The following is a 24420-nucleotide window of genomic DNA, read 5'->3' on the forward strand; positions in this document are numbered from 1 at the left end:
TCCATACCTGAGCGATACCTACAGCGAGGAAACGCGGGGCAACGTGGTCGCGCGCAAGCCACTGGCAGGTCATACCGAATGATTCGCGCACTGCTGCTGAGCTGCTTCCTGTTGCTGGGCGCCTGCGCCAGCCGACTGCCATTGCCCGCGCATACGCCGACCCTGCCCCTGCCTCTGCAATTGCATATCGAACGCGAGCAGGACGGCGCACGACAGGACTGGCTGCTGGTGATCCAGCGCGAAGCCGGTGGCCTGCGCTGGTCGTTGATGGACCCGCTGGGTATCCCACTGGCACGCCAGCGCCTGCATGACGGCGACTGGCAGGCCGACGGCCTGCTGCCACCCAACCCGCAGGCCCTCGAACTCTTCGCCGCGCTGCTGTTCGCGCTGACACCGCCCGCCGAGTTGCCTGATAACTATCCGACTGCCCGCCAGCAGCCGGCACAACGCAGCCTCGGTGAACAGTGGCAGGTTCGTTATCGACAGCCGCTGGATTTCAGCCTCGAGCTGTCGCAAGGTCTGCATTACCGCATCAGCCCGCTGAACGAGGGCACACCATGACCGCCTACCTGAATGCACTCGGGCTGATCTGTGCCCTTGGCCGCGGCAAGCGCGAAATCGCCCGCAACCTGTTCGCCGGCGACTGCTCGGGCATCCGCGACGAAAGCGGCTGGGTTCCTGATCGGGTCTTGCCGGTCGCCGCCGTGCGCGGTGAGCTGGCGGCGATCCCGCCTGAATTCAGCGCACAACGCAGTCGTAACAACCAGTTGCTGATGGAGGCCACGTTGCAGATCGCCGAGCCGATCCAGCGAGCCATCGACACCTATGGTCGCGACCGCATCGGTATTGTCCTGGGCACCAGCACTTCGGGCATTGATGAGGCCAGTCGCGGTATCGCCGATTATTTGCGCAACCGGCAATTCCCTGGCGACTACGACTACCAGCAACAGGAACTGGGCGCCCCGGCCAACTTTCTCGCCGATTGGTTGCAACTGAGCGGCCCGGCCTATGTGATTTCCACCGCCTGCACCTCCAGCGCCCGCGCGCTGATGAGCGCCCAGCGCCTAATCGACCTGGGCCTGTGCGATGCTGTCCTGTGCGGCGGAGTCGACAGTCTGTGCAAACTGACCCTCAACGGCTTCACTTCGCTGGAGGCGGTGTCGGGGCAACGCTGCAATCCGTTCTCGGTCAACCGCAACGGTATCAATATCGGCGAAGCCGCCGTGTTGTTCCTGATGAGCAGACGGGCCACCGAGGCGCAGCCGCTGGCCCTGCTGGGCGCTGGTGCCAGCAGCGACGCGTACCATATCTCAGCCCCGGAACCGAGTGGCCAGGGGGCGACGCGTGCCATGGCCAAGGCCCTGCACAAAGCCGGCCTGCAGCCGGCGCAGATCGCCTACCTGAACCTGCACGGCACCGCGACCCAGCACAACGATGCCATGGAAAGCCTGGCGGTGGCCGGCCTGTTCCCAGACGGCGTGCCATGCTCTTCGACCAAGCCCATGACCGGCCATACCCTCGGCGCCGCCGGGGCGCTGGAAGCGGCGTTCTGCTGGTTGACCCTGAGTGCTGACAACCCGAGCGGCGCGCTGCCACCTCATATCTGGGACGGCCAGCCGGATCCGGCGCTGCCGCCGTTGAACTGGGTCGACGCACACCAGCGTCTCGATCCCACGGCCCCACGCCGGCTAATGAGCAACTCGTTTGCCTTCGGTGGCAACAACGTCAGCCTGATTATCGGAGACGCGCCATGATCGATTGGTCGCTCGCCCAATTGCTGCCCCACGCCGGCGACATGATCCTGATCGAGCAAGTCCTGGCGTTCGATGAAGAACAGATCCATACGCGTCTCACCGTGCGCCCAGACGGCCTGTTCAGTCGCGAGGACGGCAGCCTACCGGCCTGGATCGCAATCGAACTGATGGCCCAAAGCGTGGCCGCCTATGCCGGCTGCCACGCCCGTGGCGCGAACCGGCCGGTGGAGCTTGGATTCCTGCTCGGCACCCGCAAGTTCGAGTGCAACGTGGCACACTTCCCAGTAGGCAGCGAGCTGACCATTCACGCCCAACGCTCCTTGGAAGACGGCAACGGCATGGGCGTGTTCGAATGCCTGCTGACCGGCCCGGCTATCCGTGCCTCGGCCCGCCTGAACGTGTTCCGTCCGCCACTGGCCGCCGCTTATCTCAACGAATCAGAGGAATCCAAGCATGACTGAATCCATTCTGGTCACCGGGTCCAGCCGTGGCATTGGCCGCGCTATCGCCCTGCGCCTGGCCCAGGCCGGCCATGACCTGGTACTGCATTGCCGCAGTGGCCGCGCCGAAGCCGACGCGGTACAAGCCGCAATCCAGGCCATGGGGCGCAATGCCCGGGTGCTGCAATTCGATGTGTCCGACCGCCCGACCTGTCGAACAATTCTCGAAGCCGATGTCGAGGCCCACGGTGCCTACTACGGCGTGGTGCTCAATGCCGGCTTGACCCGCGACGGCGCCTTTCCGGCCCTCTCCGAAGACGACTGGGACCAGGTGCTAGGCACCAACCTCGACGGCTTCTACAACGTGTTGCATCCGCTGATGATGCCGATGATCCGCCGCCGCGCCGCCGGGCGGATCGTCTGCATCACCTCGGTCTCGGGGTTGATCGGCAATCGCGGCCAGGTCAACTACAGTGCCTCGAAAGCCGGCTTGATCGGCGCCGCCAAGGCCCTGGCCATCGAGTTGGGCAAACGCCGGATCACCGTCAACTGCGTCGCTCCGGGCCTGATCGACACCGCCATGCTCGATGAAAACGTGCCCGTGCAAGAGCTGCTGAAAATGATTCCCGCACAGCGCATGGGCACTGCGGAAGAAGTCGCCGGAGCGGTAAACTTTCTCATGTCGGCGGAAGCGGCCTATATCACCCGCCAGGTTTTGGCTGTCAACGGAGGCCTGTGCTGATGAAGCGCGTCGTCGTCACCGGCATGGCTGGCATTACCTCGCTGGGCAGCGACTGGGCCAGTATCGAAGCCCACTTTCGCGCCAACCGCAGCGGCATCCGGCGCATGGATGAGTGGGATCGCTTCACTGAACTGAACACTCGCCTGGCCGGCCCCATCGATGACTATGCGGTGCCCTCCCACTGGACCCGCAAGCAATTGCGGAGCATGGGCCGGGTCTCGCGCTTCGCCGTCGGCGCTGCGGAAATGGCCCTGGCCGATGCCGGTCTGCTGGACAACACGAGCATCCGCGACGGGCGCATGGGCGTGGCCTGCGGTTCGTCCACCGGCAGCACCGACGAGATCAAGGCCTTTGGCATGATGCTGATCAACTCCGTGGCCGAGGGACTGAACGCCAACTCCTACGTGCGCATGATGCCCCACACCACGGCGGCCAATATCAGCATCTTTTTCGGCCTCACTGGGCGCTTGATCCCCACTTCCAGTGCCTGCACCAGCGGCAGCCAGGGCATCGGCTATGCCTACGAAGCGATCAAGTTCGGCCGCCTGCCGCTGATGCTCGCCGGCGGCGCCGAAGAGCTGTGCCCGACTGAAGCCATGGTGTTCGACGCGCTCTACGCCACCAGCCTGAAAAACGATGCGCCGCACACCAGCCCGCGTCCCTACGACAGCGACCGCGACGGCCTGGTGATCGGTGAAGGCGGCGGTATGTTGGTGCTTGAGGAGCTTGAACATGCCCAGGCTCGAGGCGCCACTATTCACGCGGAAATCGTCGGTTTCGGCAGTAACGCCGACGGCCAGCACGCCACTCGACCGGAGCAGACCACCATGCGTCGGGCCATGGAGCTGGCGCTGGAGGACGCGGGTCTTAGCCCCGATGCCATCGGCTACGTGAACGGCCACGGCACCGCCACCGAACAAGGCGATATCGCCGAGACCCTGGCGACCCAGAGCCTGTTCGGCAGCCGCATGCCCATCAGTTCGCAGAAGAGTTTCCTGGGCCACACCCTGGGCGCCTGCGGCGCACTGGAGTCCTGGTTCAGCATCGAGATGATGAACCGCGACAGCTACGTCCATACCCTGAACCTCGACCAGCTCGACCCACAATGCGGCGAGCTGGATTACCTGCGCGGCAAGTTTCGGCGGATGAGCAACGAGTATGTGATGAACAACAACTTTGCCTTTGGCGGCGTGAACACCTCGCTGGTGTTTCGTCGCTGGTCCTGATGCCTGTTGGACCGTTATCGAGGCTACGTGATGGCTGACGGTTACGCGGATTATAAGGCGTTGGCGTTGCAACCGGGCGTGAAGCGCCTAGTGGCCTGTACGGGGGACCATTACCTATGAACTCCAGTTAAAGTTACAAAGTTACCGTTGCGATTAATCCTATGGCACCCAGTACAAAACCTATAACGGCCCCTCTTTGTGGTAACTCTTTGAGCATGGCATAGATGACGATTGGCTCCAGTATCAATAGCAACGTCAAAGATACCACAGTGACTACCCAAATATTGCCTGTGGCTTGATAACCAAGCCAATAGGCAAAAATCAAACTTATTCCCGCAACACAAATCCAAACTATGGGCTTGACAAACATACCAGGACTGTCCATAAATTTTCCGGGAAGTTTTGCGGCATATACTTCACTGTAAATAGTCAGAATTTCTCCAAACACCATAAGCGCCAGTGCCAAAGCCGTGTAATATTCTTTCTTCACTTTCACCTCTTGTGCAATATTTGCAATATTTCCTGAATAACGACATCGCCAACTTCATCGTCTCTCAGCAAGAAGTGGGGGCCGTCGTGATCAAATAAGAAAGTGTTTTTATAACCGCCACCCTCGAAACTTGAAATCATTTGGAGGACACTCTCAGATTCGTGAAATTTTTCGCCATGGTAAGCTTTTAGTATTTTTACAGCGTTTCCGAAATGTATGGCTTCGTCGGCAATCAAATTTTTGATCCAGTCCTTAAAACCTGAGTGGCCGAAACCATCATAAAACGTGTCTTTCTTATACGTTTTTACAGATACGTATTCATCATAAGCAAACATCAACAGTAAATTGAACTCGCTCGATAGAATACTCTCGATCCCTGCGAAGTCAGCGGTGCGCCCTTGTATCTCGTGAAGCAGGTTAACTTCCGACAGACCAAAGATAAGGCGATTTAATTCAAAAAAGCCATCGGCGTGATTACGCTCATCGGCATACCAGAAATCCAGGTATTGCACAAAATAGGGGGAAAAATCTTTACGCCGCGAGTAAAGAAAATTGTACAAGTGGATCGAGTCATATTCTGAGACAAGATCAGCCATGAAAAAATCTTTAAAAGAAGAGTCGATCCCAGGATTGATCCAACCGCTCTTTGCGATATCCTCAAAAATCAGCCTGGCGCTCCAATTCCTTTTTTTTAGAAAACCTATAGGCATCATACATGGCACCTTAATATATCGGTTGTTCAGTTGCTGAATTTTTTAATGATTGCCGGGATTATCATAGTTTGTATTTCATCCTTTCTTATTGGGAAATCTGGCGCGTTGTGATCAAGAACGAATGTTCCCGTATAGCTTTCTTTTTCAAAATCCATCTTGAAAATCTCCTCTAACATTCCAGATACTTCGTGCAATCTTTCAGGAAACATTTCTTTCGCCTTTTGCACAAAGGAAAAAAAATGTGCCACTTCATCTTGTTTTGTTTTGCGTATCCACTTCGATAGCTGCTTGGATTCAAAAGCGTCATACATTTCGATACTGCGATGATAAACGTGAGTGATGATGATTTCGTCATAGGCCAAGGTAACTAGAAGCATTAATGGGTCGACCGCTATTGATTCAACAATGCTAAAATCTGATTTTCTTAACTCTGCGCTTAAGAGAACCTCATCAAAAGATATTTTTGCATAGGACGAATATATAATTGAAAATCCATGGGCGTGATCAATTTCATCCCTGAGCCACGGATTCAAAACATCCACTAAGCTGCAAAACACATCTGGGTATTGTCCCTCCAAATACCAGTATAGTCGCCTGGCATCATATTCTGTAATTATTGAATCAAAGAATACTTCCTTCCATTCCTGTCTTAAATCAGGAGAAAGATCGGTGTCAGGAAAGATAAAGCCAGACAATACAGTAGATGCGTCTGGGGTGGAGCGTATCGAAAAATCAGTGCGTAGAGTCATTTTTTTATCCTCGAAGTAGATTCATGCAAGAATTTTTCGAAAGCCAAGGAATTTTCGGAGTGAGTAGGTCTCCAGTCTATTTCCTGTGAGATGATGGGTTGCCAATACTTTTCTGCGATTTCATAAATAAATTGCCAATCTAACTTTTCCGTCTCTAACAATCCTTCTCTTGGATGGGCCTCGGCCCACGCCATTCCAGCAATAATGCTCGAAACCACTTGCAGGCTGGTTGCGCTATTATATTTAGCCATTTTTCTCGCTTTGCCTATCGAGAGATTTGAACCCAGCCAGAATGACTTGCAAGTATCACTGATTAGAAATATGCCGAGCTCATCTATGCCCGACATTATATTGTCTTTGAGTACCTCTTTAGAGCCTATGTCTCCCTCATTTCCCGCCTTTAGTAATTCCATAGAAGCGACTGTTTGATCGCAGGGATGATACGCGTAGTAGACCGTAGGTCTGTATTCGGGATTTATGCAATTCCCAACGGTAAGGTATTCCGCGATCGATAATGATTCATTATGAGTAAGTAAGTAGCCGTAAAAATCCAAGTAGTTAGGTGACCAACTCTTCACTAGCACTTCACGCCCCTGCTCTTTCATCGACAGCGAATAGGCGTTCAGCGCGCTGCCATCAGGCAATTTGTTCTCATGGCTTCCCCACCCCATTTCTGCCGGCTGTAAACACTCGGTAATTAGACCATCAACCGACCAGGTGCACATAAAGTGATCCCCTGATCGATCTGTATTTGCTACTTGCGTATCCCGCTCAGAAACTTGGATTACACGTATTCCTAGCGCTTTTGCCAGCAACGCCCAATCTTGGTGATTTTGAGGACTGAATTCAATATTATTTATCGCGGCCATATTTACCAGCGCTTTTTTTTAAGAGCACCGAGATAAAACCAGGGTTCGCGCCGTGAGCAATGATCGCAGTGGAGCAGCCACTTTTTATTTCGGCTCCGAATTTTTTGATTCTCTCTCGCAAATAAAAATTGCTTATCAGAGAAGAATCACCACTCCCCAAGTACTCCCATGGTTCTATACAGGTATCTAGGTAAAGCGAGTCATGTTGCTGCGCAAGTCTGATGAGCGCTTCACTAGACACTGAGACCGCCAAATTCAAAAGAAATGCTTTTCCATTTAAGCAGGGCGCTATAGTCGCCTCAAAATTTTTTGGCGTTATGTTTTTTTTAATTATCGAGGCACTGAATTCTTTGGCGATTTTTTCTTTAGTGAGATCAATATTTTTTTCAAATATTGTAATGGTGCAATTGTATCGATCAACTAGAAGTGGCATCAATGCCTGAGCAATACTTCCAAAACCCACAATCACTATATGTTCAATGGTCTTCATATGAAGCTCCTTGAGCTTTTTTTTCCGGACATCAAAATCGAGACAGACCTAATCAACCAACGATGTTGGCAAAATTAAGCACTCATCATGACCGTCACGTAGCTTGTTGCATGCGTGAAAATTCGCTATCAGACTGATGACAGTTGAGAGGGCGTATTCATCACTTTAATCGTTAAATATCCTTTCTAAAACTGCAATGTGATCCTTCAAGCTAAATCGTAATTCAGCACCGTTAGATTTGACAAGTACTAAACGCGCCGTTATGGAGCCCGATTTTGCCGGAATCTTCGTGTTTTTTTCTTCCGCCCTCCACAGTCAACGGCTCTGCAAAATTGTAACGGCGACAAAAAATAATGTTAACCATCTGTTTTTCATATAGTTAATATATTTTATGATGACTGAGAGGTGAGTTCATTTTTTAATCACCAAACACTTTATCTAAAATTGTAAAATAATCCTTCAGTAAAAATTGTGACTCAGTACGAATATATTTTACAAGCACTAAGCGCGCCATTGTCGAGCCCGGTCTTGTCAGAATATTCGTGTTCTTTTACTTCAAACTTCCCACAGCCAACGGCTTCGTCAAATTTCAACAGCTACAAAAACAACGCCAACCATTTGTTTTTTAATATAGTTGTGTCTCTAGTGGCCTGTGTGGTTAGTTCTATGAATCAATTTCGGCGCCACAAGCCGCTGATCGGCGTTGCTGTTCCTCGCCATAGCCCGGTTATGGCTCGTCACAGCGCCTGGCCATGGACGGGTGGCATCCGAACTTGAGCTAACGAACTCACCGTACAAGCCACTAGGCAGAATATTCTGACGCTGCATCACGCAGATATTAGGCACTGTGCGAAAAACAGTGTCGAAAACACCGTATAGCACAAGCTAATGAGTCTATTGCCGCGTAATTTTTTGTGAGTTTGTCGAAACGTGTGACGATGCGGCGATTTTCTTTCAGCCAGCCGAACACTCGTTCGATGATGTTGCGCCGCCAGTATGTCGGTTGATCAAACAAGCGAGGCGAGTCAGGTCTGGGGTTGCGTTTCATGGATCGCAGAGGGATTGCCGTCTGCATCCGATAACGGTCACAGTAGCGATGCTGGGCTTGGGCATCGTAGCCCTTGTCAGCCCGAAACCAGCGACAGCGTTTGCCGGGGCGACCGCGCAAGCTGGAGACATAGGCTTCATCGACCAGTGGTTGGACATGCGAGATACCACTGGCCCGTCTGCCCGAAAGCAGAAAACCCAGCGGTATGCCGTTAGCCTCACAAAGCACATGAATCCTGGGGCGTCAGGCCTCCGCGACGGCGGCCTAGTGGCCTAACCTGCCGGCACAACGCCGGCCGGGAGATTCCAAGCACTTGCGCGGCACCGCCAAAATGCAGCTCCTCGGCCACTGCAACGAGGTGGCGCCACTGCACAAATACCTCATTGAATCGCCAAACCTATCAAACAGATCGAACAATATATTGGAAAGAATAGTTAGCCAGCTATATGCTTTTTCCATTGCCTGATCGGCCGCTCCTCCGAGGTCCTCCGTGAAAACTGCTGTTGCTTCACTGCTCCATGAAATTTCCCCTGGCGCGCCGGATGATGTTGTCGCCCAACCCAATGTCAGCTATATCGAAAAAGGTACTCCGGCGTTCAGGCGCACGGTCCTGGCACTGCTCAGCGGCGGCTTCGCCACCTTCGCCCTGCTGTACTGCGTGCAGCCGATGATGCCGGTGCTGTCCGAGGAATACGGTATCAACGCCGCCCAAAGCAGCCTGATCCTGTCGGTGGCCACCGCGATGCTTGCCATCGGCCTGCTGATCACCGGGCCGATTTCCGATAGCCTGGGGCGCAAGCCGGTGATGGTGGTCGCTTTGTTCGGCGCGGCACTGTTCACCCTCCTCGGAGCGTTCATGCCCAACTGGCAGAGCGTGTTGCTGATGCGAGCGCTGGTGGGGCTGTCGTTGAGCGGCCTGGCGGCGGTCGGCATGACCTATCTGAGCGAGGAGATTCACCCCCAGCACATTGGCCTGGCGATGGGTTTGTATATCGGCGGCAACGCCATCGGCGGGATGAGCGGGCGACTGATCGCCGGGGTACTGATCGACTTCGTCAGTTGGCACACCGCCCTGCTGCTGATCGGCGGCCTGGCGCTGATTGCGGCGACCCTGTTCTGGAAGATCCTGCCGCCATCGCGCAACTTCCGCCCCAGCAGGCTCAATACCCGCAACTTGCTCAATGGCTTCACCATCCACTTTCGCGACGCCGGCCTGCCGTGGCTGTTCCTCGAAGGTTTTCTGTTGATGGGTGCCTTCGTGACACTGTTCAACTACATCGGCTATCGCCTGCTGGCCGAACCCTACAGCCTGAGCCAGGCCTTTGTCGGCCTGCTGTCGATTGTCTATCTGTCAGGGATCTACAGTTCGGCGAAAATTGGTTCCCTGGGCGACAAACTGGGCCGGCGCAAGGTGCTGTGGACGATGATCCTGATCATGCTGGTGGGGATCGCGCTGACCATGGCCCTGCCTCTAACAGTGGTGATCGTCGGGGTCCTGCTGTTCACTTTCGGTTTCTTCGGTGCTCACTCGGTGGCCAGCAGTTGGATCGGGCGTCGGGCGCTGAAAGCCAAGGGCCAGGCGTCATCGCTCTACTTGTTCAGCTATTACGCCGGCTCCAGCATCGCCGGCACCCTGGGCGGCGTGGCCTGGCACTACGCGGGCTGGAACGGTATTGGCCTGTTTATCGGTGGACTGCTGGTGCTGGCCTTGCTAGTGGCGCTGAAGCTGGCACGATTGCCGGTGCTGGCGGTCAACCTAAAAGCCTGATGGCCTGTGTGGCTAGCTCTGTCAGTCACCAGAGACAAATGCGCCGCTAGCGGTTGCGGCGCACCAAGGTACACTGAGCGCATCTGTTCGTTTTGCTAAAGGAAGCCAGCATGCGCCTGGACCATCTACATATTCAGAATTTTCGTTGCTACGAGGATGCTCACTTTGATTTCCAACCAGGGTTCAACTTGGTGGTGGGGATCAATGGGAGTGGCAAGACTTCGTTGTTGCAGGCGGTGGCTTCCAGTTTCCACCATTTCGCTACGGTGATGGGAAAAGGAAATATAAGCATTACAGAAAGAGACGTTCGTTTTAGCATTGACCGGTTTGATGAACGAGTCAGGTTTGAGCGGCGTTTTCCTCTCCAGATTAATAGCAAAGGCTCTTTGTTTGGCGTAACCAACCTAACTGTACTTAAAGATCGCAAGGACAAGCAACCAAACCCAGATACCAACTTCCACATGGCCGCATCAAAAGAGCTAAAGCGTATCGACAATGGCGAGCAGATTGATCTACCTGTACTCGCTTTCTACAGAGCCGACCGGCGCTGGAGCTCTTCAGGCGTATCTCCTGAGATTGCAGCAACGACTAAAATCTCCAGGCTTGACGGATACATTGACTGGTCAAACTCGGCAGTTAACTTAAAAAATTTTGAAGGCTGGATGATCGGAAAAACCTTAGAACGTCTCCAGCGACTATCTCGCTCCAAGGGTACACCGGAAAAATACGAAGATGAACTTCAATGGGTCAACGCTGCATTAAAGTATGCTCTACCTGAATCTCAAGGTATCGAATATGATCTTGAGTTGCGCAACCTCTTAGTGAGCTTTAACACTAACAAAACTGTACCTTTCAACGACCTCAGCGACGGTCAGCGCGGCCTTATCACCCTGATCGCCGATATCGCTCGCCGCATGTGCATTCTCAACCCGCACATGGGCAAGGACGTCCTGCGGAACACCTCGGGCGTGGTCATCATCGATGAGTTGGATATCCATCTTCACCCAGCCTGGCAGCGCACCATCGTCCGCGCCTTGAAGACCGCCTTTCCGAAAGTCCAGTTCATCGTGGCCAGCCATTCGCCGCAAATCATTGGTAGCCTGCGCCCAAAAGAAATCATCGTATTGGACAACGGTGACAGCTCGCACCCACGCGTATCCTACGGACTTGATTCAAGCCGCGTACTAGAAGAAGTCATGGGCGTATCGCAACGCGAACCGAAAGTGGAAAGCCTGCTGAGCGAATTGTTCCGCGCGCTGGAAAACAACAATCTGGAAGAGGCCAAAGCACGTCTGCTCAGCCTGAAAGCAGAAGCTCCCGATCTCCCCGAATTCGCCAGAGCCGAAGCCCTGCTCAAACGCAAGGAGATACTCGGCAAATGAAGCAAGTGATCAAAGGAACTGAGCCTGCTTCATTCACCGACTGGAAAGCCTCTGCAAACGAAGATTGGCAACCTAGCTACGAGACACTGCAAAATCCGCAGAAGCGTGATCTGCACCTGAGCCTGCTACTAGAGCAGCGCCATGCCTGCTGCTATTGCGGTCGGGAAATTGATCTGCACAGCAGCCATATCGAGCACTTCCGTCCACAGGAACACTTCGAACATCTGGCGCTGGACTACGAAAATCTGCACGCCTCCTGCTTGAGGGAAACCAAACCGGGCAATCCGCTGCATTGCGGTCATCGCAAGGGCAACTGGTTCGAGGAAAAGCTTCATATCTCGCCCCTCGAGCAAAACTGTGAGCAGCGTTTTTGCTACCTGCTCACGGGTGAAATACAGGCATTCACCAACGATGCCGGTGCCACAAAAATGATCGAGGTACTGGCTCTGGATATTGCCTATCTCAACAACCGCCGGGAAGAACAATTACTGGGTTTCTTCGATAACGATTTCCTGATTGATGCCAGCGAAGAGGATTTGCGTAGAACCATAGAGTTTTTCCGCTGGGTCGAAAACGATCACCCAGTGCCGTTCAGCCACGTTATTGCCCGCTATGCGGAACAATTGATGAGTGCGTAGGTTAGCTCTGTTAGCCAATTTTTGCGCCACAAGCCCCTGACCGGCGTTGCTGTTGCTCGTCATAATCGGCTATGGCCTGTCACCGCGCCTTGGCCATGGATCTGCGGCATCCGAACTTGAGCTAACGAGCTGACCGTACAGGCCACTAATCGGTGAGCCACACCACCCTCGCCTCCAGCAGCTTGTCGCGCTTTTCCAGGCTCAGGGTCTGCAACAACGCTCCGCTCTGTTCGATCTGGTCCAGCCAACCGAGCAGGGCCAGGGCCTCTCCCGAGATCGTCACGCGCAGCGATTGTCCCTCCTGGTCCAGTTGCTGCAATTCAAGCCCGGCGGCCAACGCGGTCTCGCCCAGACGGCTGGACAACGGTTGCGTCGAGGCCAACCGTACCGCCGCTGGCCGGACACGCTGTACCTCGGCGGCCAGGACCAAGCGTTGTTGATACAGCCGATGCGCCTGCTCCAGACGCCGTTGCGTCGGCTGCCAGAGGCCGCTGAACAGTATCACCGCGAGGAGGAAAATACCCAGCCCGCCCAATAGCTGGCGCTCGCGCCGGGCCAAGCCTCGCCAACGCTCGCCCAGCATTGGCGCAACAGCGGCATACAGGCGCCTGATCATCCGTTCTCCTCCAGGGTCAGCACCGCTTGCACACGCTTGTGGTCCTTGCTCGCACTGCCCAGATGGATCGGCAGCGCGCTTTGTCGTCCGCGTTCACGCAATTGCTCCAACTCCGTGAAACTGTTCGCCGTCAGCACCACCGTCCAGCCTTTGGTGGCCCGGTACTCGATGCGCTGCACCTCGACACTGGCGCCACCGACCACCTGTTCGACCAGTTGCACCAGGCGCGCCATTTGCCGGGGCGCTTGTGCATCGCCAGCAGCCAGCGCCTTGAGCTGTGCCGACAGATCGACAATACGAGTCTGCTCGGGGTAGAGCGCTTGAAAACGTTGGACACTTTGCTCATACAAATGCGCGGCGGTGTCTTCAAGGTACTGGCTGCGTGCCTGGGTAAAGCCCCAGGACAGGGCGAACAGCGCCAGCGTCGAAACCAGCAACAGCGGCCAGGGTCGGCGACCGCCGGTGCGTCGAAACGCACCCTGGAGCAAGTCCGTGCCCTGCGCCGATGTCAGCAGCGCCCGGACCTCGGACGCTTGCGACGGTCCCAACCAGCAAACATCGACCGGCAGTCGCGGGCGCAGGCACTGTAACGTCGACGCCGGCAACGCCAGGCGTACCTGCGCTGCACCACCGAACAGCCAGCGACCGCCCCACCAGACGCCATAGGCCTGATCAGCCGGCAGCAATTCAGCATCGACCTGGACGCTGGCGAGGTGCAGGTCCAACCCCTCTAGCAGGTCGACGATAGCGCGCAGACACCCCGTATCGATCACCAGCACCGGGTAACGACGCGCCTGGTCAGCCAGGCCCACGGCGATATGCAGGTTTTCCAAGTCATCCGCCAATTGCTCCTCAATCGCATAAGCCAGCGCCTGGACGGTCGGTTGCCGCCGCCCGGGCCATGGCTCGCTGCGTAACCAGCTACACGCTTCCATCGGCAGGACCACTCGTATGGACTGTCCCGCCAATGCCTTGGCGGCCTCGACGAGGGTCATTTCGTTCGGCTCCTCGGCGCCCCGCCAGCAAGCAACCGGCCAGTCGGTACCCGGCATATCGAGCCCGGAGGGATAAAGGTAAAGCCAGTGGTTCATGACGGCGGTTCACTGTGGGTCGGGGCTGGAAAACGGCGCTGTACTACGCGCATGCGATGGGTTTTCGGGTCGCGCTCCAGATCGCTGACCAGCCGTAGGTGATTGCGTCCGGCGCTGACGTCCACGGTAACTCTGAACCAGCGACTGCCGACACCCAAGCCATGGCTGGCGATGCCCCGGCCCTGAAGACCGGAGACCAGCGCAAAAGCACCTGCATCGAGGTATCCCTCGGCGGGACGTTGCTGGATCAGCGTCCGGGCCTCGGTGGCCGCCACGCCTTCCAGGGTCGACAGCAGCAGCACGCCAGCGGTGTTGATATTCAGGGTCGCATCGCCCGGCAACAGGGCGATCCAAGGCAACAGGCGTTGCAGGCTCGTCCGGTCCACGCCAGGAATCAGCCGCAGTTGACTCGGGTCGCTGACTTCGGTGCCCCGCAGCGGCGTAAGATCGATGGCTGGAATTTCCAGCAATTCAAGCAACCGTGCCCAACGAGCGAGAATAATTTCGTCGGCCTTGCCGGGCCTGAGCAACGGGGTCAGGTTGAAGCGCCCGGCCAGGTCCTCGATTTCCAACCGCACTTGGGCGTCGGGAATGTTGAAAGCCACTGGCTGGCGAGCCCACTCCTGGGACAAGTTGATGTTCTGCGTCGCGGCCAGCTGTGGGTTGTGCAGAAGCTGCCCGGCCCAATCTTCCACCGCGAGTGCCCACTGTCGCAGTTGCACCTGATGGATATGTTGGGCGCTGCTGTGCAAGGTCAGGCGATGGCTGCGCAGCAGGCCGGCGGTCAGCAGCAGCGCCAGGGCCATGATCAACAGCACGCTGATCAACGCCACCCCACGCTGTGGCATTGGCATCATGGGCCCTCCGGCAACGGGATGACCCGGCGGATCTGTTCGAAGCGTCCGGCGGACAAGGTGATCTCAAGGGCCCGAGGCTGACTGGCCGTGGTTGGCCAGTCGCCACGCCAACCGAGCTTGGCGTCGTAGAATCGCCACTGCAATCGCCGTACATCCGCGAGCAGGACCTGTCGCTGGACTGTCGCCGACTCGGGGCTGCGACTGTGTCGCCACAATGTACCGGCTTCGAGGCGATAGCTGACCTCCTGGCGCTCGCTGCGCGGCTGGTCAAGAGGGTTGCGCCAGTTGCCCCGTTGCAGGCTCAGGACGCCCTGACGTAATCCCAGCAACGCCGCGCCCCTGGGCACGGCGACCTGCAAGACATCCCGTTCAAGCACGCTGATCGCCCGTTGCAGGTTGCGCAATGCCTGTTGGTGCTGGGACACCTGGCTCTGGACCCGCAATAGCCCGTCATACAACTGCCAGCAGCCGAGGCTTAGCAGGCTGAAAATCGCCAGGGCGATAACCAGCTCCAGCAAGGTAAAGCCGGCTGACCTATTCATTCCGGGACAAACCCTCCACGTTCGACAACCAGCCTGTGCCGCGATACACCACGTGCTGGCTGTCGCCGAGGCGGACTTCCAATTCGACCTTGATCAGGCGTTTATCGAACGCTGGTGTCAGGCTTTGACTCAGGCGCCATTGACGTCGGTCGAAGTGTCGCACCAGTTGCTGCCGACCCGGCGCCACAGAAGGTTGCAGACGCAGCTCGGTCAACTGATTATCCGCCAGCCAACTGGCGAAAAGACGCTCCTGCAGGGTGCCGGCCTGCTGCAATACATACTGACTGGCCGACAGCACGGCGGCGGCAAGCAGAGCGAATACCGCCAAGGCGACCATGACTTCCAGCAAGGTAAAACCGCGCTCAGCTCTCATCGATGGCCGGATCGCCAAGACCGTCCCCCGAGACACTCAGCCAACGTCGTTGGGCCGTTTCATAATGCAAGGTGAAGGCGCTCATTTCGTCACTGCTGAGCACCAGCAGCTGTGGCTGGTTCAGGCGGTTGCCAAGTTTCAGCGGTCGCCCTTCGAGCTCCAGGCGGAAGTAAAGCCCATCGGGCAACCGATAAGGCGCGCCCGCCGAACGCCAGTCAGGATGTTCAAAGACCACCACTTGATAGCCACCAGCATCGATACGCAAGCCGAACTCCTGGCCATCGAGCACGGCCAGCTCACGCAACTGTTGCAGCAGTTGCACCAGAGCGCCGGCTTCATCGCGGGCCTGGCGGGCCGGGCTGGGTTTCATGGAGAAGCCGATCAGACCGACCACCACGCCCATGATCACCACGACCACCAACAACTCCAGCAAAGTGAAGCCACGCGAACGCCCGTGCATCGGTCAGCTTCCCCAGTTGCCGATATCGCCAGCCTGTTCCTCGCCGCCGGACACGCCGTCGGCACCGAAGGAATAGAGGTCGTAGGACTTGGAGCGGGTGCCTGGGCTCAGGTATTGGTAGGGCGTGCCCCAGGGGTCGACCGGCAGACGCTTCAGGTAGCCGTGGGGATTCCAGTTCTTCGGTTCCGGCGTGCCCAACGGTTTGCGTACCAGGGCCTCCAGCCCCTGCTGCGTCGAGGGATAGTTGAAATTGTCGAGACGGTACATTTCCAGCGCGGTGCCGATGGACTGGATATCGGTCTGCGCAGCCGTGACCTTGGCCTGGTCGGTACGACCCATAAACTGCGGGACCACCAGTGCCCCGAGCACACCGATGATCACCACCACCACCATGATTTCAATCAGGGTGAAGCCGCGTTGCACAGAGGTTCCAAAAACTTTCATGGGTCAATTCACCATTTGGTTGAGGCTGAGAATCGGCAGCAGAATGGCCATGACGATCAGCAGCACAACGCCGCCCATCACCACCAGCATCGCCGGTTCGAACAGACTCACGACCAGCGCAATACGGGCCGCGAGGGTTTTCTCCTGTTGTTCGGCGGCACGCGCCAGCATGCCGTCGAGTTCGCCTGCCCGCTCGCCGCTGGCGATCATGTGCAGCATCAACGGCGGAATATCGCCGCTCTGCTCCAGGCCCCGGGTCAGAGTGCCGCCCTCGCGTACCGACCGGGCAACCTCGAACATGCGCGCACGAATCGTCAAGTTGCCGATCACCGTGGCGGAGATTTCCAGGGCATCCACCAGCGGCACCGCACTTTTGCAGAGAATCGCCAGGGTGCTAGCAAAGCGTGCCGCCTCCACGGCGCGAAAAACCCCACCCGCCAGGGGTAGGCGCAACAGCCAGGCATGCCAGCGCAGGCGCGCGGACTGGCGGCTCAAGGCGCCGCGCAGCAACAGACCCAGAGCGATCAAGCCGAACAGGATCGGCATCGCGTAATCACGCAGGCCATCGCTCAGGCCGATCAGCCCACGGGTCAACCAGGGCAACTCACGACCACCGTCGATAAAGATCTTCACCACATCCGGCACCACATAGCCCAGCAGAAAGCCAACGATGCCCAGGGACGCCAGCAGGAGGATCAGCGGATAGACCAGCGCCAATTGGATCTTCTGCCGTGATTGCTGGCGAGCCTCGGTGTAGTGCGCCAGTTGCTCCAGCACCTGCCCCAGGTGCCCCGAGCGCTCGCCGGCGGCAATCGTGGCGCGGAACAACTCAGGGAAGGCTCGGGGAAAACCGGCCAGGGCCGAGGACAGTTCATAACCCTCCATCACCCGGCCCCGGACTGCCGCCAGCAGGCTGCTGACCCGGCGCTTCTCGCTCTGCGCGGCAACTGCCCGCAAGGCTTCTTCCAGTGGTAGCCCGGCCTGGATCAGGGTCGACAATTGCAGCGTCAACAACGCCAACTCAGCCGCCCCCAGGCGTGTCCCGCCACCATGGCCGCCGAGCGCGGCACCGGGCTCGCGGGCCGCCTTGAGTTCGCTTGGCAACAGGCCACGCTCGCGCAGTAACTGCCGGGCGTGCCGGGCACTCTCGGCTTGCTGTTGGCCACGGCAGCGGCGACCGTGAACGTCCTGGGCGTGATAATCGAAGGTCGGCATTCTCAGTCCTCTTGCGTCACGCGCAGCAGCTCATCAAGGCTGGTGCGACCTTCCAGGACCAGCCGTTGCCCGTCCTGGAACAGGCTGGGCGCCACACTCCGGGCCTGGCGGGCCAGTTCCGGTTCGCCGACGCCACGGTGGATCAACTCGGATAGGGTCGGGGTCATGCTGATCAGCTCATGGATCCCGGTCCGCCCGCGATAACCTTGCTGACAGAGCTCGCAGCCCACGGCCTTGAACAGCCTCACCGTGGCCTGCGGGGCCAGACCCAGGCGCTGGCGGGCCGCCAGGTCCACGGCACAGGGTGTCTTACACGCGGGGCACAGGGTGCGCACCAGGCGCTGGGCCAATACGCCGACCAGCGATGACGCCAGCAGGTACGCATCGACGCCCATGTCCAGCAGACGCGTCACCGCTCCCGCCGCGCTGTTGGTGTGCAAGGTCGAAAGCACCAGGTGCCCGGTCAGGGACGCCTGCACGGCGATGGCGGCGGTTTCCTGATCGCGTATCTCGCCGACCATCACCACGTCTGGGTCCTGGCGCAGGATTGCCCGCAGCCCACGGGCAAAGGTCATCTCGACCTTGGGATTGACCGGCGTCTGGCCGATGCCCGGCAAGTGGTACTCGATGGGGTCTTCGACCGTGAGGATATTGCGCGTCTGGTCGTTGAGATGGCTCAGCGCCGCGTAGAGACTGGTGGTCTTGCCGGAGCCGGTGGGGCCGGTGACCAGGAAAATGCCATGGGGCTTGCCGAGAATTTGCCGGAAACGCTCCAGGGTCTGCGCCGGCATACCCAGGCGCTCAAGCTGCAGGCGCCCGGACTGCTTGTCGAGCAGGCGCAACACCACGCGCTCGCCATGGGCCGTGGGCAGGGTGGAGACCCGCACATCAACCTCATGCCCGGCCAGTCGCAAGGCCATCCGACCATCCTGAGGCACTCGTTTCTCGGCGATATCCAGTCGCGCCATGACCTTGATCCGCGACACCAACAGGGTGGCCAGTTCACGCCGGGGCCTCAACACTTCGCGCAATTGGCCGTCCACCCGCAGGCGCACCGAGACACTGTGCTCGAAGGTCTCCAGGTGCACGTCCGAGGCCTTTTCGCGCACGGCTTCACTGAGCAGGGCATTGATCAGGCGAATGATCGGCGCATCGCCCTCCTGTTCCAGCAGATCGGCGGTCTGCGGCACTCGATCGGCCAGGCTGATCAGGTCCAGTTCGTCGTCCAGGCCCTGGGCGACTTGCTCGGCGGCACTCTGACCATCGCTGTAGCAGGCAGCCAGACGCGCCGCGAACATCGGTTCGTCGAGTACCTGCACGGGCCAGTCCCGGCCGAGCACCCGCCGCGCCTCGGACAAGGCCGTCAGCGGCGTATCGTCGCGTATCGACAGCAACGCCGTCTCGCCCTGGGCTTCCAGCAGCACGCCAAAACGCCGGGCAAAGCCGAACGGCAATTGTGTTCTCATGGTGTTGTCGCCTGGTTCCGACGCAGATCGATCGCCTCGTCTTCACGACCGTCGAACAGTTGCCCCGGATCGCTGGGCAGCAGCAGCGAATTACCCTGGCGGGCCGAAGGCCGGCTGAGTTCCCTCAATCGGTTGTAGCGCTGCGCGCTGACTTCGACCAGGTCTTCCTTGCCACGCACGATGCTCGGTCGGAGGAACACCATGAGATTGGTTTTTTCGTGTGTTTCACTGTTCCAGCGAAACAGCGCGCCCAGGTACGGGATATTGCGCAGCCACGGCACGCCACTTTCCTGGATGCGAATACTGTCCTTGATCAGGCCACCGATCACGATGATTTCGCCGTCGTCGACCAGGATAGTGCTCTTGAGGGAGCGTTTGTTGGTGATCAGGTCGTCGGTAATCTCGGCACTCTTGGTCAGTTCGGAGTTTTCCTGCTCGACCCGCAAGCGCAGGGTCGATCCTTCATTGATATGCGGGCGGATCTTCAGTTTGATGCCGATATCATGGCGCGTAACCGTGGTATAGGGCTTGCCGTTGCCGTCGTCGGTAGGTTGGTAGGAGCCGCTCTTGAACGGCACGTTCTGGCCAACCAGAATCTCCGCCTCCTGGTTGTCCAGGGTCAGCAGGCTGGGGGTGGACAGCACATTGTTGCGGGTGTTGCTAGCCAGGGCGGACACCAGCATGCCGAAACGATCGGAACCGAAACGCAATACAGTGCCGCCTTCGCGCGGTAGCGTACCGGCCTCGAAACCCGGCAGGGTAATGTCCGTGCCGGGAAAGGCGATACTGCCCTGAACACTGCCGGATTTGCCGCCCCACTGCACGCCGAGAGCCTCTTTGATATCCCCGGTAATCTCCACGATCGCCGCATGAATCAGCACCTGCGAACGCGGCTGGTCGAGTTGGCGCACGATGCTCTCCAGGGTGCGCACCTGGGCTGGCTCGGCAATCACGATCAGCGCGTTCTGGCTCTCGTCGGCCTTGACCAACGCCTTGCTGGACGAGCTGTCCCGGCCAGCCGCACCGCCGGCATCCTGGCCGAGCCCCGGCCCCATGGCATCCAGCACCTCGGCCAACTGCTTGGCATCGCTATGGCGCAGGCGGATCACCCGGGCGTTGTCCGAGAGGGCCGGCGCGGGGGTATCGAGTGAACGCGCCAGCTCGCCGAGGCGTTTGCGCACCACCTCGGGGCCGATGAGCAGCAGGCGATTGTTGCGCGTATCGGCAATCACCTGGCTGCCTGACTCAGCCCCCTGCTTACCCAGGGATTGTTCCATCACGCGAGCCAGGTCAGCGGCCAGGCCATGCTTGAGTGGCACGACGGCATGGGCATTTTTGTGGCCGGCATCCAATTGCCGGACGATCCTCGCGATACGCCGGACGTTGCCGGCACCATCGGTGATGACCAGGGCATTGGCCGATGCCGAAGGACCGACATAACCATTGACCGACACCAGCGGACGCATCAGCCCGGCGATTTCGGTGGCCACACTGTTGTTCAGTGTCACCACTTCGGTGACGAACTGCCCGGTCTCGGCCACACGGTTATCGGTGCTGCTGGCACGGGTACGGGCATCCGCCACCGGCGCGACCAGGATACGATCACCCTCATCGATGACCGTGAAGTTGTGGGCATCGAGCACGGAATAGAACAGCCGACGCACACCCTCACGATCCAGCGCCTGTTCCGAGAGCACGGTGATACGACCCTGCACCCGCGGGTCGAGGACCACCGTGGTGGCGAGAATCGAAGACATTTCCCGAACCACATCGCGCAACTCGGCATCGTTCATTGCCAGTTGCCATCGGGGCTCCTCGGCCTCCACCATAGTGCCCCCAAGCAGCATCGACAACAGCAGGCTGGGGACGATCAGGCACCCCATGGCGGTTCTGGCGGACGGGTTCATTCACTCACTCTGAGGCTTGGCGGACGTTGGCCGCAGATAAATAGAAGACTCGGCACCGGTACTCGGGCCGGCCGCCAGCAACAGCCGCTTGACGGGTTGCTCCAGGGCCAGCCACTCCTCGCGCCCATTACGCCAGAGCACCACGCGCCCAACCTCGATCCGACGCAGGACACTGCCGCCGGGCAGGCGGTCGCCAACTTGATAGATTCGCTGCCCCTGTGCCCCGGCCAGCAACGCCCGTGACGCGCCTGAGCTGGCGACAAAACTGGCGCGCAGTTGTAGCGGCTCGGCACTACGGGCCAGCGCCTCGGAGGTCGACAGGCCGAACACCGTTGCAACCGCCACCGGGTCGAGTGGCTCGGGCCTTTGTGCCGGTGCCGCAGCGATGAAGTTGAAGACCGGAGCCGCTGGCATTGCCTGACGAAATACCCACTCATGCCACGCCAACCAAGCGCCATATACCAGCGGCGCCAAGCACAGCAGTACTCGCGGCAGAACCGCGGCATACCGCGTCATCCGGGTATTCATCGGCCTATGCGCCAGGGCGTCGATTTATTCATCTGCATAAGTACTACCGTTTTATCCGAAGATATAAATTTATTATTTATAGAAATCATCCATTTCAAACCAAAAATAAACATTCACAAACATCACTACTAAAAAACGCTCAAAAATTATCGATAACACAATAAAAAGCCGACACACGAACCTGAAGCAACTTACCCACAAGCTGCCTCAGGTGCTTGATACTCGTGTTATCTGACTATCCAGGCATCTTGCCAATTGGAACCATGCCCAGGTACATAGTGGTGACTATTGATCTTGCACCAATCTCCTGCGGGAAAAGGTTTGCACTCATAGACCGTGTCGCCCTGAAGTACCGTCGTGCCAGGCTTGTAGTCGGCAATACCTTGCGGATAGACCGCATCGTATTGCTGGTCGCTCCCTTCGCCGCCCAGTTCGATGGACACCAAGTCCTGGCGCGTAGTGCGACCATCGACGGTCGTACCGACCAGCTTGAGCTGATGAGTGCCCGGCATGCTACGCACATCCACGTTCAACCAGGCCGCACCGGCTTGCACCTGCAGTGTGGTGGAACCCACCGATTTGTTGCTGGCATCGAAGACCGTGACTTCGACGTTCATCGCGCGGTTGCCAAGGATCGGCACGGGCAAGGTCACTCGCCCCTTGTCCAGCGAGTAGTCGTTGCTCACCGCCGAGATGCGCAGATCGGCCTCGGTATCTTCCTTCAGCTCCATCTGCAACTCGTAGCGCTTGACGCCGCTTTCGGCCTTGGCGAAGACTTTGTTCGCACCCTTGATCGGATGAATATTGCCGTCTTCGTCACGCACACCCGCGCGGACCAGTTCCTGGGTGCGATTGATCTGCTCGGCCAGCTTGAACGACCAGTTCTCAGGCCGGCCTTCTTCAGCGGTATCGATGGCGATCTCGACACGCCGCTCATTGATTTCGCCATCGGCGCCAAACGCCCGGGCCTTGACCGCATCTCCCACCCACAACGCGGCCGGCGCCGGCGTGATGTGACCGACGGTGCTCCAGCCGTCCGGCGCGACCGCCTCGGCCAGAATGTTCACATCGGCCACGTTATAGAAGGCCGCATCGGTATCACCCACCGTCCACGCCCCCAGGATGATGTGATGGCCGGTCTTGTCCGGAGGAATAACACAGGCATGCCGGGTGCCGGAAACCGGCAGCGCATTCTGGCCATCGACCACGCAGAAGGGCGTCGCGTCAAACGAGGCACGGCTCAAGGGTTGATTGGGGTTCCATCCGGCGCGGGTCATGAAATACTCATGTTTGGTCGCCGGGTGCGCCGCCGTGTACTGCCAGGTGAACTCGATATCACGGTCCTTGATTTCGGTCAGATGCCAACGCGTCGCGCTCTGGGTGTCCAGCGCGGCGAAGTTGGCGGAACCGCCGCTGGCAATCTTGCCGTCGATGGGACCTTGAAGCGGGCTTCCACCCACCCCCGCCGGGAATCCCTTGAACGTCTCACCGACGCTTTGCGGTTCGTACTGAGCGCCTCCACACTCCTTGTTGAGGCCTTGCTGACAGGCATAGGCCCGTGAAGGTGGATCACTCAGATAACCATGCGCCGCCACCTGTTGCGAAGCGATCAGCGCCGCTAGCATGGCCAGGGAAGAACCCCCTATCGATACCGAACTTGAAAGTTTTTTTATCATGCAATCCAACTCCAGAGTCATATTTGGCGATGAAACGCTATCCCAACGCGGTACACGCCGTTTCCTTATTGATGTCACCCATTAATAATCACGAACACTCTGCTCATGATGTCCAACCCTATGTATTCAAAAACTATAAAGCCTGAAAAACACATAACACCCGAACACCAAAAGCTTCGAGGGGAACTTCTCATTATTCATACAGACGAAAACAAATAGCCTTACAGATAAAGCTATCAAGACACCTGTCTCCGTAACTTTTCGAATGAGAATCAGGCTTCGCATTGTACGAACTTTTAGTTTTTTAGCTGTCGGACAACTCCGATCATGAGGAAGGAATGGTCAGCAATAATTCGACAAGGACTCCGGTGATTGTGAGCCACCATGCTGATGATTATGAGCCGCGGATGGGTGCAGCTATAGGGACTTGTCATCGACGCCGTTTTTTGCTCATCAATTGTGACCGATAGTTTCCTAGCCCACATTAGCCGCGAGTGAGCTGGCACTCCATTTCCACGTGCTTATATTGGCTGCAACCGATGGGCCCTCCATAAAGCATTCATTTGTGGGGCACACCACCCCAAAGTCTGTTTCAGACGCTTCCTACTTACTTTTGGCGACCCGGACGCTAGCCTTTGAACGGCCAGCCGCTCTTCTTGCAGTCATTGCCCTGATATTCGTCCGATTACAGGCACACAACAACGTGACGCAGGAACAGCCGCCCAAAAAAGCCCAAAGGACTAGGCATAACAAAATGAATATACCTTTGCAGCAGCGCTACACCCACCCAACCTCCCTTGAAGTTTTCGACACGCTGGATCCGTCGGCTTTTACCGAACCGCCACTGGCTGGCTGCGAGGAATTCGCTTGCCTGCCATCGATTGAGGGCTGAATCATGGGTCGAGGAAGTGTCAACGGCATGGGACAAGGCCTGGA

26 protein-coding genes and 1 pseudogene are annotated in these 24420 nt (G+C 57.8%); 8 read left to right on the forward strand and 19 right to left on the reverse strand.

Annotated elements, in window-relative coordinates; translation table 11 throughout:
• Positions 1-78 precede the first annotated feature (78 nt).
• The 5 genes from AWM79_RS20030 to AWM79_RS20050 are packed head-to-tail and all read left to right on the forward strand — an operon-like array spanning position 79 to position 4162.
• Complete coding sequence (locus AWM79_RS20030; protein ID WP_017130082.1) at positions 79-561, forward strand: hypothetical protein; 483 nt, start codon at positions 79-81, stop codon at positions 559-561.
• Positions 558-1754 (forward strand): beta-ketoacyl-[acyl-carrier-protein] synthase family protein, encoded by a 1197-nt coding sequence (locus tag AWM79_RS20035; RefSeq protein ID WP_017130081.1) that lies wholly within the window; start codon positions 558-560, stop codon positions 1752-1754. The genes AWM79_RS20030 and AWM79_RS20035 overlap by 4 nt, the downstream gene beginning before the upstream one ends.
• Complete coding sequence (locus AWM79_RS20040) at positions 1751-2215, forward strand: hotdog family protein (RefSeq protein ID WP_017130080.1); 465 nt, start codon at positions 1751-1753, stop codon at positions 2213-2215. Before AWM79_RS20035 ends, AWM79_RS20040 begins: the two co-directional genes overlap by 4 nt.
• Positions 2208-2936: a 3-ketoacyl-ACP reductase FabG2 gene (locus AWM79_RS20045; RefSeq protein ID WP_017130079.1), complete on the forward strand. Its 729-nt coding sequence runs from the start codon at positions 2208-2210 to the stop codon at positions 2934-2936. Before AWM79_RS20040 ends, AWM79_RS20045 begins: the two co-directional genes overlap by 8 nt.
• Complete coding sequence (locus tag AWM79_RS20050) at positions 2936-4162, forward strand: beta-ketoacyl-ACP synthase (protein ID WP_060783608.1); 1227 nt, start codon at positions 2936-2938, stop codon at positions 4160-4162. Before AWM79_RS20045 ends, AWM79_RS20050 begins: the two co-directional genes overlap by 1 nt.
• Before the next feature lie 133 nt (positions 4163-4295).
• On the opposite strand, the gene AWM79_RS20055 is transcribed toward AWM79_RS20050, so the two are convergent.
• The 6 genes and pseudogenes from AWM79_RS20055 to AWM79_RS24570 form a co-directional block, all read right to left on the reverse strand.
• A complete protein-coding gene (locus tag AWM79_RS20055; RefSeq protein ID WP_060784023.1) occupies positions 4296-4613 on the reverse strand; it encodes a hypothetical protein in 318 nt (105 codons plus the stop codon).
• 41 nt (positions 4614-4654) lie between these two features.
• Positions 4655-5365 (reverse strand): ferritin-like domain-containing protein, encoded by a 711-nt coding sequence (locus tag AWM79_RS20060; protein ID WP_244159578.1) that lies wholly within the window; start codon positions 5363-5365, stop codon positions 4655-4657.
• Between the two features lie 26 nt (positions 5366-5391).
• On the reverse strand, positions 5392-6114 hold the full coding sequence (locus tag AWM79_RS20065) for a hypothetical protein (protein ID WP_060783609.1): 723 nt from the start codon (positions 6112-6114) through the stop codon (positions 5392-5394).
• Positions 6111-6983, reverse strand: a complete 873-nt coding sequence (locus AWM79_RS25740; RefSeq protein WP_244159579.1) for a saccharopine dehydrogenase C-terminal domain-containing protein — start codon at positions 6981-6983, stop codon at positions 6111-6113. Before AWM79_RS25740 ends, AWM79_RS20065 begins: the two co-directional genes overlap by 4 nt.
• Positions 6967-7473 (reverse strand): saccharopine dehydrogenase NADP-binding domain-containing protein, encoded by a 507-nt coding sequence (locus AWM79_RS25745; RefSeq protein WP_244159580.1) that lies wholly within the window; start codon positions 7471-7473, stop codon positions 6967-6969. Before AWM79_RS25745 ends, AWM79_RS25740 begins: the two co-directional genes overlap by 17 nt.
• An 838-nt stretch (positions 7474-8311) precedes the next feature.
• Positions 8312-8894 (reverse strand): annotated as a pseudogene (locus AWM79_RS24570) (IS5 family transposase).
• 138 nt (positions 8895-9032) lie between these two features.
• Between AWM79_RS24570 and AWM79_RS20080 the strand changes: the two are divergent.
• From AWM79_RS20080 to AWM79_RS20090, 3 genes are all read left to right on the forward strand, one after another.
• Positions 9033-10289, forward strand: coding sequence for an MFS transporter (locus tag AWM79_RS20080; protein ID WP_244159665.1), 1257 nt, complete (start codon positions 9033-9035; stop codon positions 10287-10289).
• 110 nt (positions 10290-10399) lie between these two features.
• Positions 10400-11671, forward strand: a complete 1272-nt coding sequence (locus AWM79_RS20085) for an AAA family ATPase (RefSeq protein WP_082712646.1) — start codon at positions 10400-10402, stop codon at positions 11669-11671.
• Positions 11668-12309: a retron system putative HNH endonuclease gene (locus AWM79_RS20090; RefSeq protein WP_060783612.1), complete on the forward strand. Its 642-nt coding sequence runs from the start codon at positions 11668-11670 to the stop codon at positions 12307-12309. The genes AWM79_RS20085 and AWM79_RS20090 overlap by 4 nt, the downstream gene beginning before the upstream one ends.
• A gap of 145 nt (positions 12310-12454) precedes the next feature.
• On the opposite strand, the gene gspM is transcribed toward AWM79_RS20090, so the two are convergent.
• The 13 genes from gspM to AWM79_RS25440 all read right to left on the reverse strand — a co-directional run.
• Complete coding sequence (gene gspM, locus AWM79_RS20095; RefSeq protein WP_060783613.1) at positions 12455-12925, reverse strand: type II secretion system protein GspM; 471 nt, start codon at positions 12923-12925, stop codon at positions 12455-12457.
• A complete protein-coding gene (gene gspL, locus AWM79_RS20100) occupies positions 12922-14016 on the reverse strand; it encodes a type II secretion system protein GspL (RefSeq protein ID WP_060783614.1) in 1095 nt (364 codons plus the stop codon). Before gspL ends, gspM begins: the two co-directional genes overlap by 4 nt.
• Positions 14013-14873: a type II secretion system protein GspK gene (locus AWM79_RS20105; protein ID WP_017130074.1), complete on the reverse strand. Its 861-nt coding sequence runs from the start codon at positions 14871-14873 to the stop codon at positions 14013-14015. The genes gspL and AWM79_RS20105 overlap by 4 nt, the downstream gene beginning before the upstream one ends.
• Positions 14870-15415 (reverse strand): type II secretion system minor pseudopilin GspJ, encoded by a 546-nt coding sequence (gene gspJ, locus AWM79_RS20110; protein WP_060783615.1) that lies wholly within the window; start codon positions 15413-15415, stop codon positions 14870-14872. The genes AWM79_RS20105 and gspJ overlap by 4 nt, the downstream gene beginning before the upstream one ends.
• On the reverse strand, positions 15408-15788 hold the full coding sequence (gene gspI / locus AWM79_RS20115) for a type II secretion system minor pseudopilin GspI (protein WP_060783616.1): 381 nt from the start codon (positions 15786-15788) through the stop codon (positions 15408-15410). Before gspI ends, gspJ begins: the two co-directional genes overlap by 8 nt.
• The gene (gspH, locus tag AWM79_RS20120) at positions 15778-16248 is read right to left on the reverse strand and encodes a type II secretion system minor pseudopilin GspH (protein WP_060783617.1); all 471 of its coding nucleotides are present in this window, start codon (positions 16246-16248) and stop codon (positions 15778-15780) included. The genes gspI and gspH overlap by 11 nt, the downstream gene beginning before the upstream one ends.
• Positions 16249-16251: 3 nt before the next feature.
• Positions 16252-16692 carry a type II secretion system major pseudopilin GspG gene (gene gspG / locus AWM79_RS20125; RefSeq protein WP_060783618.1) on the reverse strand — a complete coding sequence of 147 codons (441 nt, stop codon included), beginning with the start codon at positions 16690-16692 and terminating at the stop codon, positions 16252-16254.
• Positions 16693-16695: 3 nt separating this feature from the next.
• Complete coding sequence (gene gspF / locus AWM79_RS20130) at positions 16696-17907, reverse strand: type II secretion system inner membrane protein GspF (protein ID WP_060783619.1); 1212 nt, start codon at positions 17905-17907, stop codon at positions 16696-16698.
• Positions 17908-17909: 2 nt separating this feature from the next.
• Positions 17910-19373 (reverse strand): type II secretion system ATPase GspE, encoded by a 1464-nt coding sequence (gene gspE / locus AWM79_RS20135; RefSeq protein ID WP_060783620.1) that lies wholly within the window; start codon positions 19371-19373, stop codon positions 17910-17912.
• Positions 19370-21280, reverse strand: a complete 1911-nt coding sequence (gspD, locus tag AWM79_RS20140) for a type II secretion system secretin GspD (RefSeq protein ID WP_060783621.1) — start codon at positions 21278-21280, stop codon at positions 19370-19372. The genes gspE and gspD overlap by 4 nt, the downstream gene beginning before the upstream one ends.
• Positions 21281-21796, reverse strand: a complete 516-nt coding sequence (locus AWM79_RS20145; RefSeq protein ID WP_060783622.1) for a type II secretion system protein N — start codon at positions 21794-21796, stop codon at positions 21281-21283.
• Between the two features lie 239 nt (positions 21797-22035).
• Positions 22036-23484 carry an N-acetylglucosamine-binding protein GbpA gene (gene gbpA / locus AWM79_RS20150; protein WP_060783623.1) on the reverse strand — a complete coding sequence of 483 codons (1449 nt, stop codon included), beginning with the start codon at positions 23482-23484 and terminating at the stop codon, positions 22036-22038.
• 685 nt (positions 23485-24169) lie between these two features.
• The coding region (locus AWM79_RS25440; RefSeq protein WP_208599914.1) for a hypothetical protein at positions 24170-24420 on the reverse strand (251 nt) is incomplete at its 5' end.

It is taken from the genome of Pseudomonas agarici (assembly GCF_001543125.1).
GTDB classification, from domain to species: Bacteria; Pseudomonadota; Gammaproteobacteria; order Pseudomonadales; family Pseudomonadaceae; genus Aquipseudomonas; species Aquipseudomonas agarici.

What these genes read in the sequence shown, in the direction of transcription:
- gspD (WP_060783621.1), bottom strand. Translation starts at nt 21,280, where the DNA reads ATGAACCCGTCCGCCAGAACCGCCATGGGGTGCCTGATCGTCCCCAGC.
- gspG (WP_060783618.1), bottom strand. Translation starts at nt 16,692, where the DNA reads ATGAAAGTTTTTGGAACCTCTGTGCAACGCGGCTTCACCCTGATTGAA.
- gbpA (WP_060783623.1), bottom strand. Translation starts at nt 23,484, where the DNA reads ATGATAAAAAAACTTTCAAGTTCGGTATCGATAGGGGGTTCTTCCCTG.
- AWM79_RS20090 (WP_060783612.1), top strand. Translation starts at nt 11,668, where the DNA reads ATGAAGCAAGTGATCAAAGGAACTGAGCCTGCTTCATTCACCGACTGG.
- AWM79_RS20055 (WP_060784023.1), bottom strand. Translation starts at nt 4,613, where the DNA reads ATGGTGTTTGGAGAAATTCTGACTATTTACAGTGAAGTATATGCCGCA.
- AWM79_RS20105 (WP_017130074.1), bottom strand. Translation starts at nt 14,873, where the DNA reads ATGATGCCAATGCCACAGCGTGGGGTGGCGTTGATCAGCGTGCTGTTG.
- AWM79_RS20035 (WP_017130081.1), top strand. Translation starts at nt 558, where the DNA reads ATGACCGCCTACCTGAATGCACTCGGGCTGATCTGTGCCCTTGGCCGC.
- gspF (WP_060783619.1), bottom strand. Translation starts at nt 17,907, where the DNA reads ATGCCGACCTTCGATTATCACGCCCAGGACGTTCACGGTCGCCGCTGC.
- AWM79_RS20040 (WP_017130080.1), top strand. Translation starts at nt 1,751, where the DNA reads ATGATCGATTGGTCGCTCGCCCAATTGCTGCCCCACGCCGGCGACATG.
- AWM79_RS25740 (WP_244159579.1), bottom strand. Translation starts at nt 6,983, where the DNA reads ATGGCCGCGATAAATAATATTGAATTCAGTCCTCAAAATCACCAAGAT.
- AWM79_RS20030 (WP_017130082.1), top strand. Translation starts at nt 79, where the DNA reads ATGATTCGCGCACTGCTGCTGAGCTGCTTCCTGTTGCTGGGCGCCTGC.
- AWM79_RS20050 (WP_060783608.1), top strand. Translation starts at nt 2,936, where the DNA reads ATGAAGCGCGTCGTCGTCACCGGCATGGCTGGCATTACCTCGCTGGGC.
- gspI (WP_060783616.1), bottom strand. Translation starts at nt 15,788, where the DNA reads ATGAGAGCTGAGCGCGGTTTTACCTTGCTGGAAGTCATGGTCGCCTTG.
- gspJ (WP_060783615.1), bottom strand. Translation starts at nt 15,415, where the DNA reads ATGAATAGGTCAGCCGGCTTTACCTTGCTGGAGCTGGTTATCGCCCTG.
- AWM79_RS25745 (WP_244159580.1), bottom strand. Translation starts at nt 7,473, where the DNA reads ATGAAGACCATTGAACATATAGTGATTGTGGGTTTTGGAAGTATTGCT.
- AWM79_RS20045 (WP_017130079.1), top strand. Translation starts at nt 2,208, where the DNA reads ATGACTGAATCCATTCTGGTCACCGGGTCCAGCCGTGGCATTGGCCGC.
- AWM79_RS20145 (WP_060783622.1), bottom strand. Translation starts at nt 21,796, where the DNA reads ATGACGCGGTATGCCGCGGTTCTGCCGCGAGTACTGCTGTGCTTGGCG.
- AWM79_RS20065 (WP_060783609.1), bottom strand. Translation starts at nt 6,114, where the DNA reads ATGACTCTACGCACTGATTTTTCGATACGCTCCACCCCAGACGCATCT.
- gspH (WP_060783617.1), bottom strand. Translation starts at nt 16,248, where the DNA reads ATGCACGGGCGTTCGCGTGGCTTCACTTTGCTGGAGTTGTTGGTGGTC.
- AWM79_RS20085 (WP_082712646.1), top strand. Translation starts at nt 10,400, where the DNA reads ATGCGCCTGGACCATCTACATATTCAGAATTTTCGTTGCTACGAGGAT.
- gspL (WP_060783614.1), bottom strand. Translation starts at nt 14,016, where the DNA reads ATGAACCACTGGCTTTACCTTTATCCCTCCGGGCTCGATATGCCGGGT.
- gspE (WP_060783620.1), bottom strand. Translation starts at nt 19,373, where the DNA reads ATGAGAACACAATTGCCGTTCGGCTTTGCCCGGCGTTTTGGCGTGCTG.
- gspM (WP_060783613.1), bottom strand. Translation starts at nt 12,925, where the DNA reads ATGATCAGGCGCCTGTATGCCGCTGTTGCGCCAATGCTGGGCGAGCGT.
- AWM79_RS20060 (WP_244159578.1), bottom strand. Translation starts at nt 5,365, where the DNA reads ATGATGCCTATAGGTTTTCTAAAAAAAAGGAATTGGAGCGCCAGGCTG.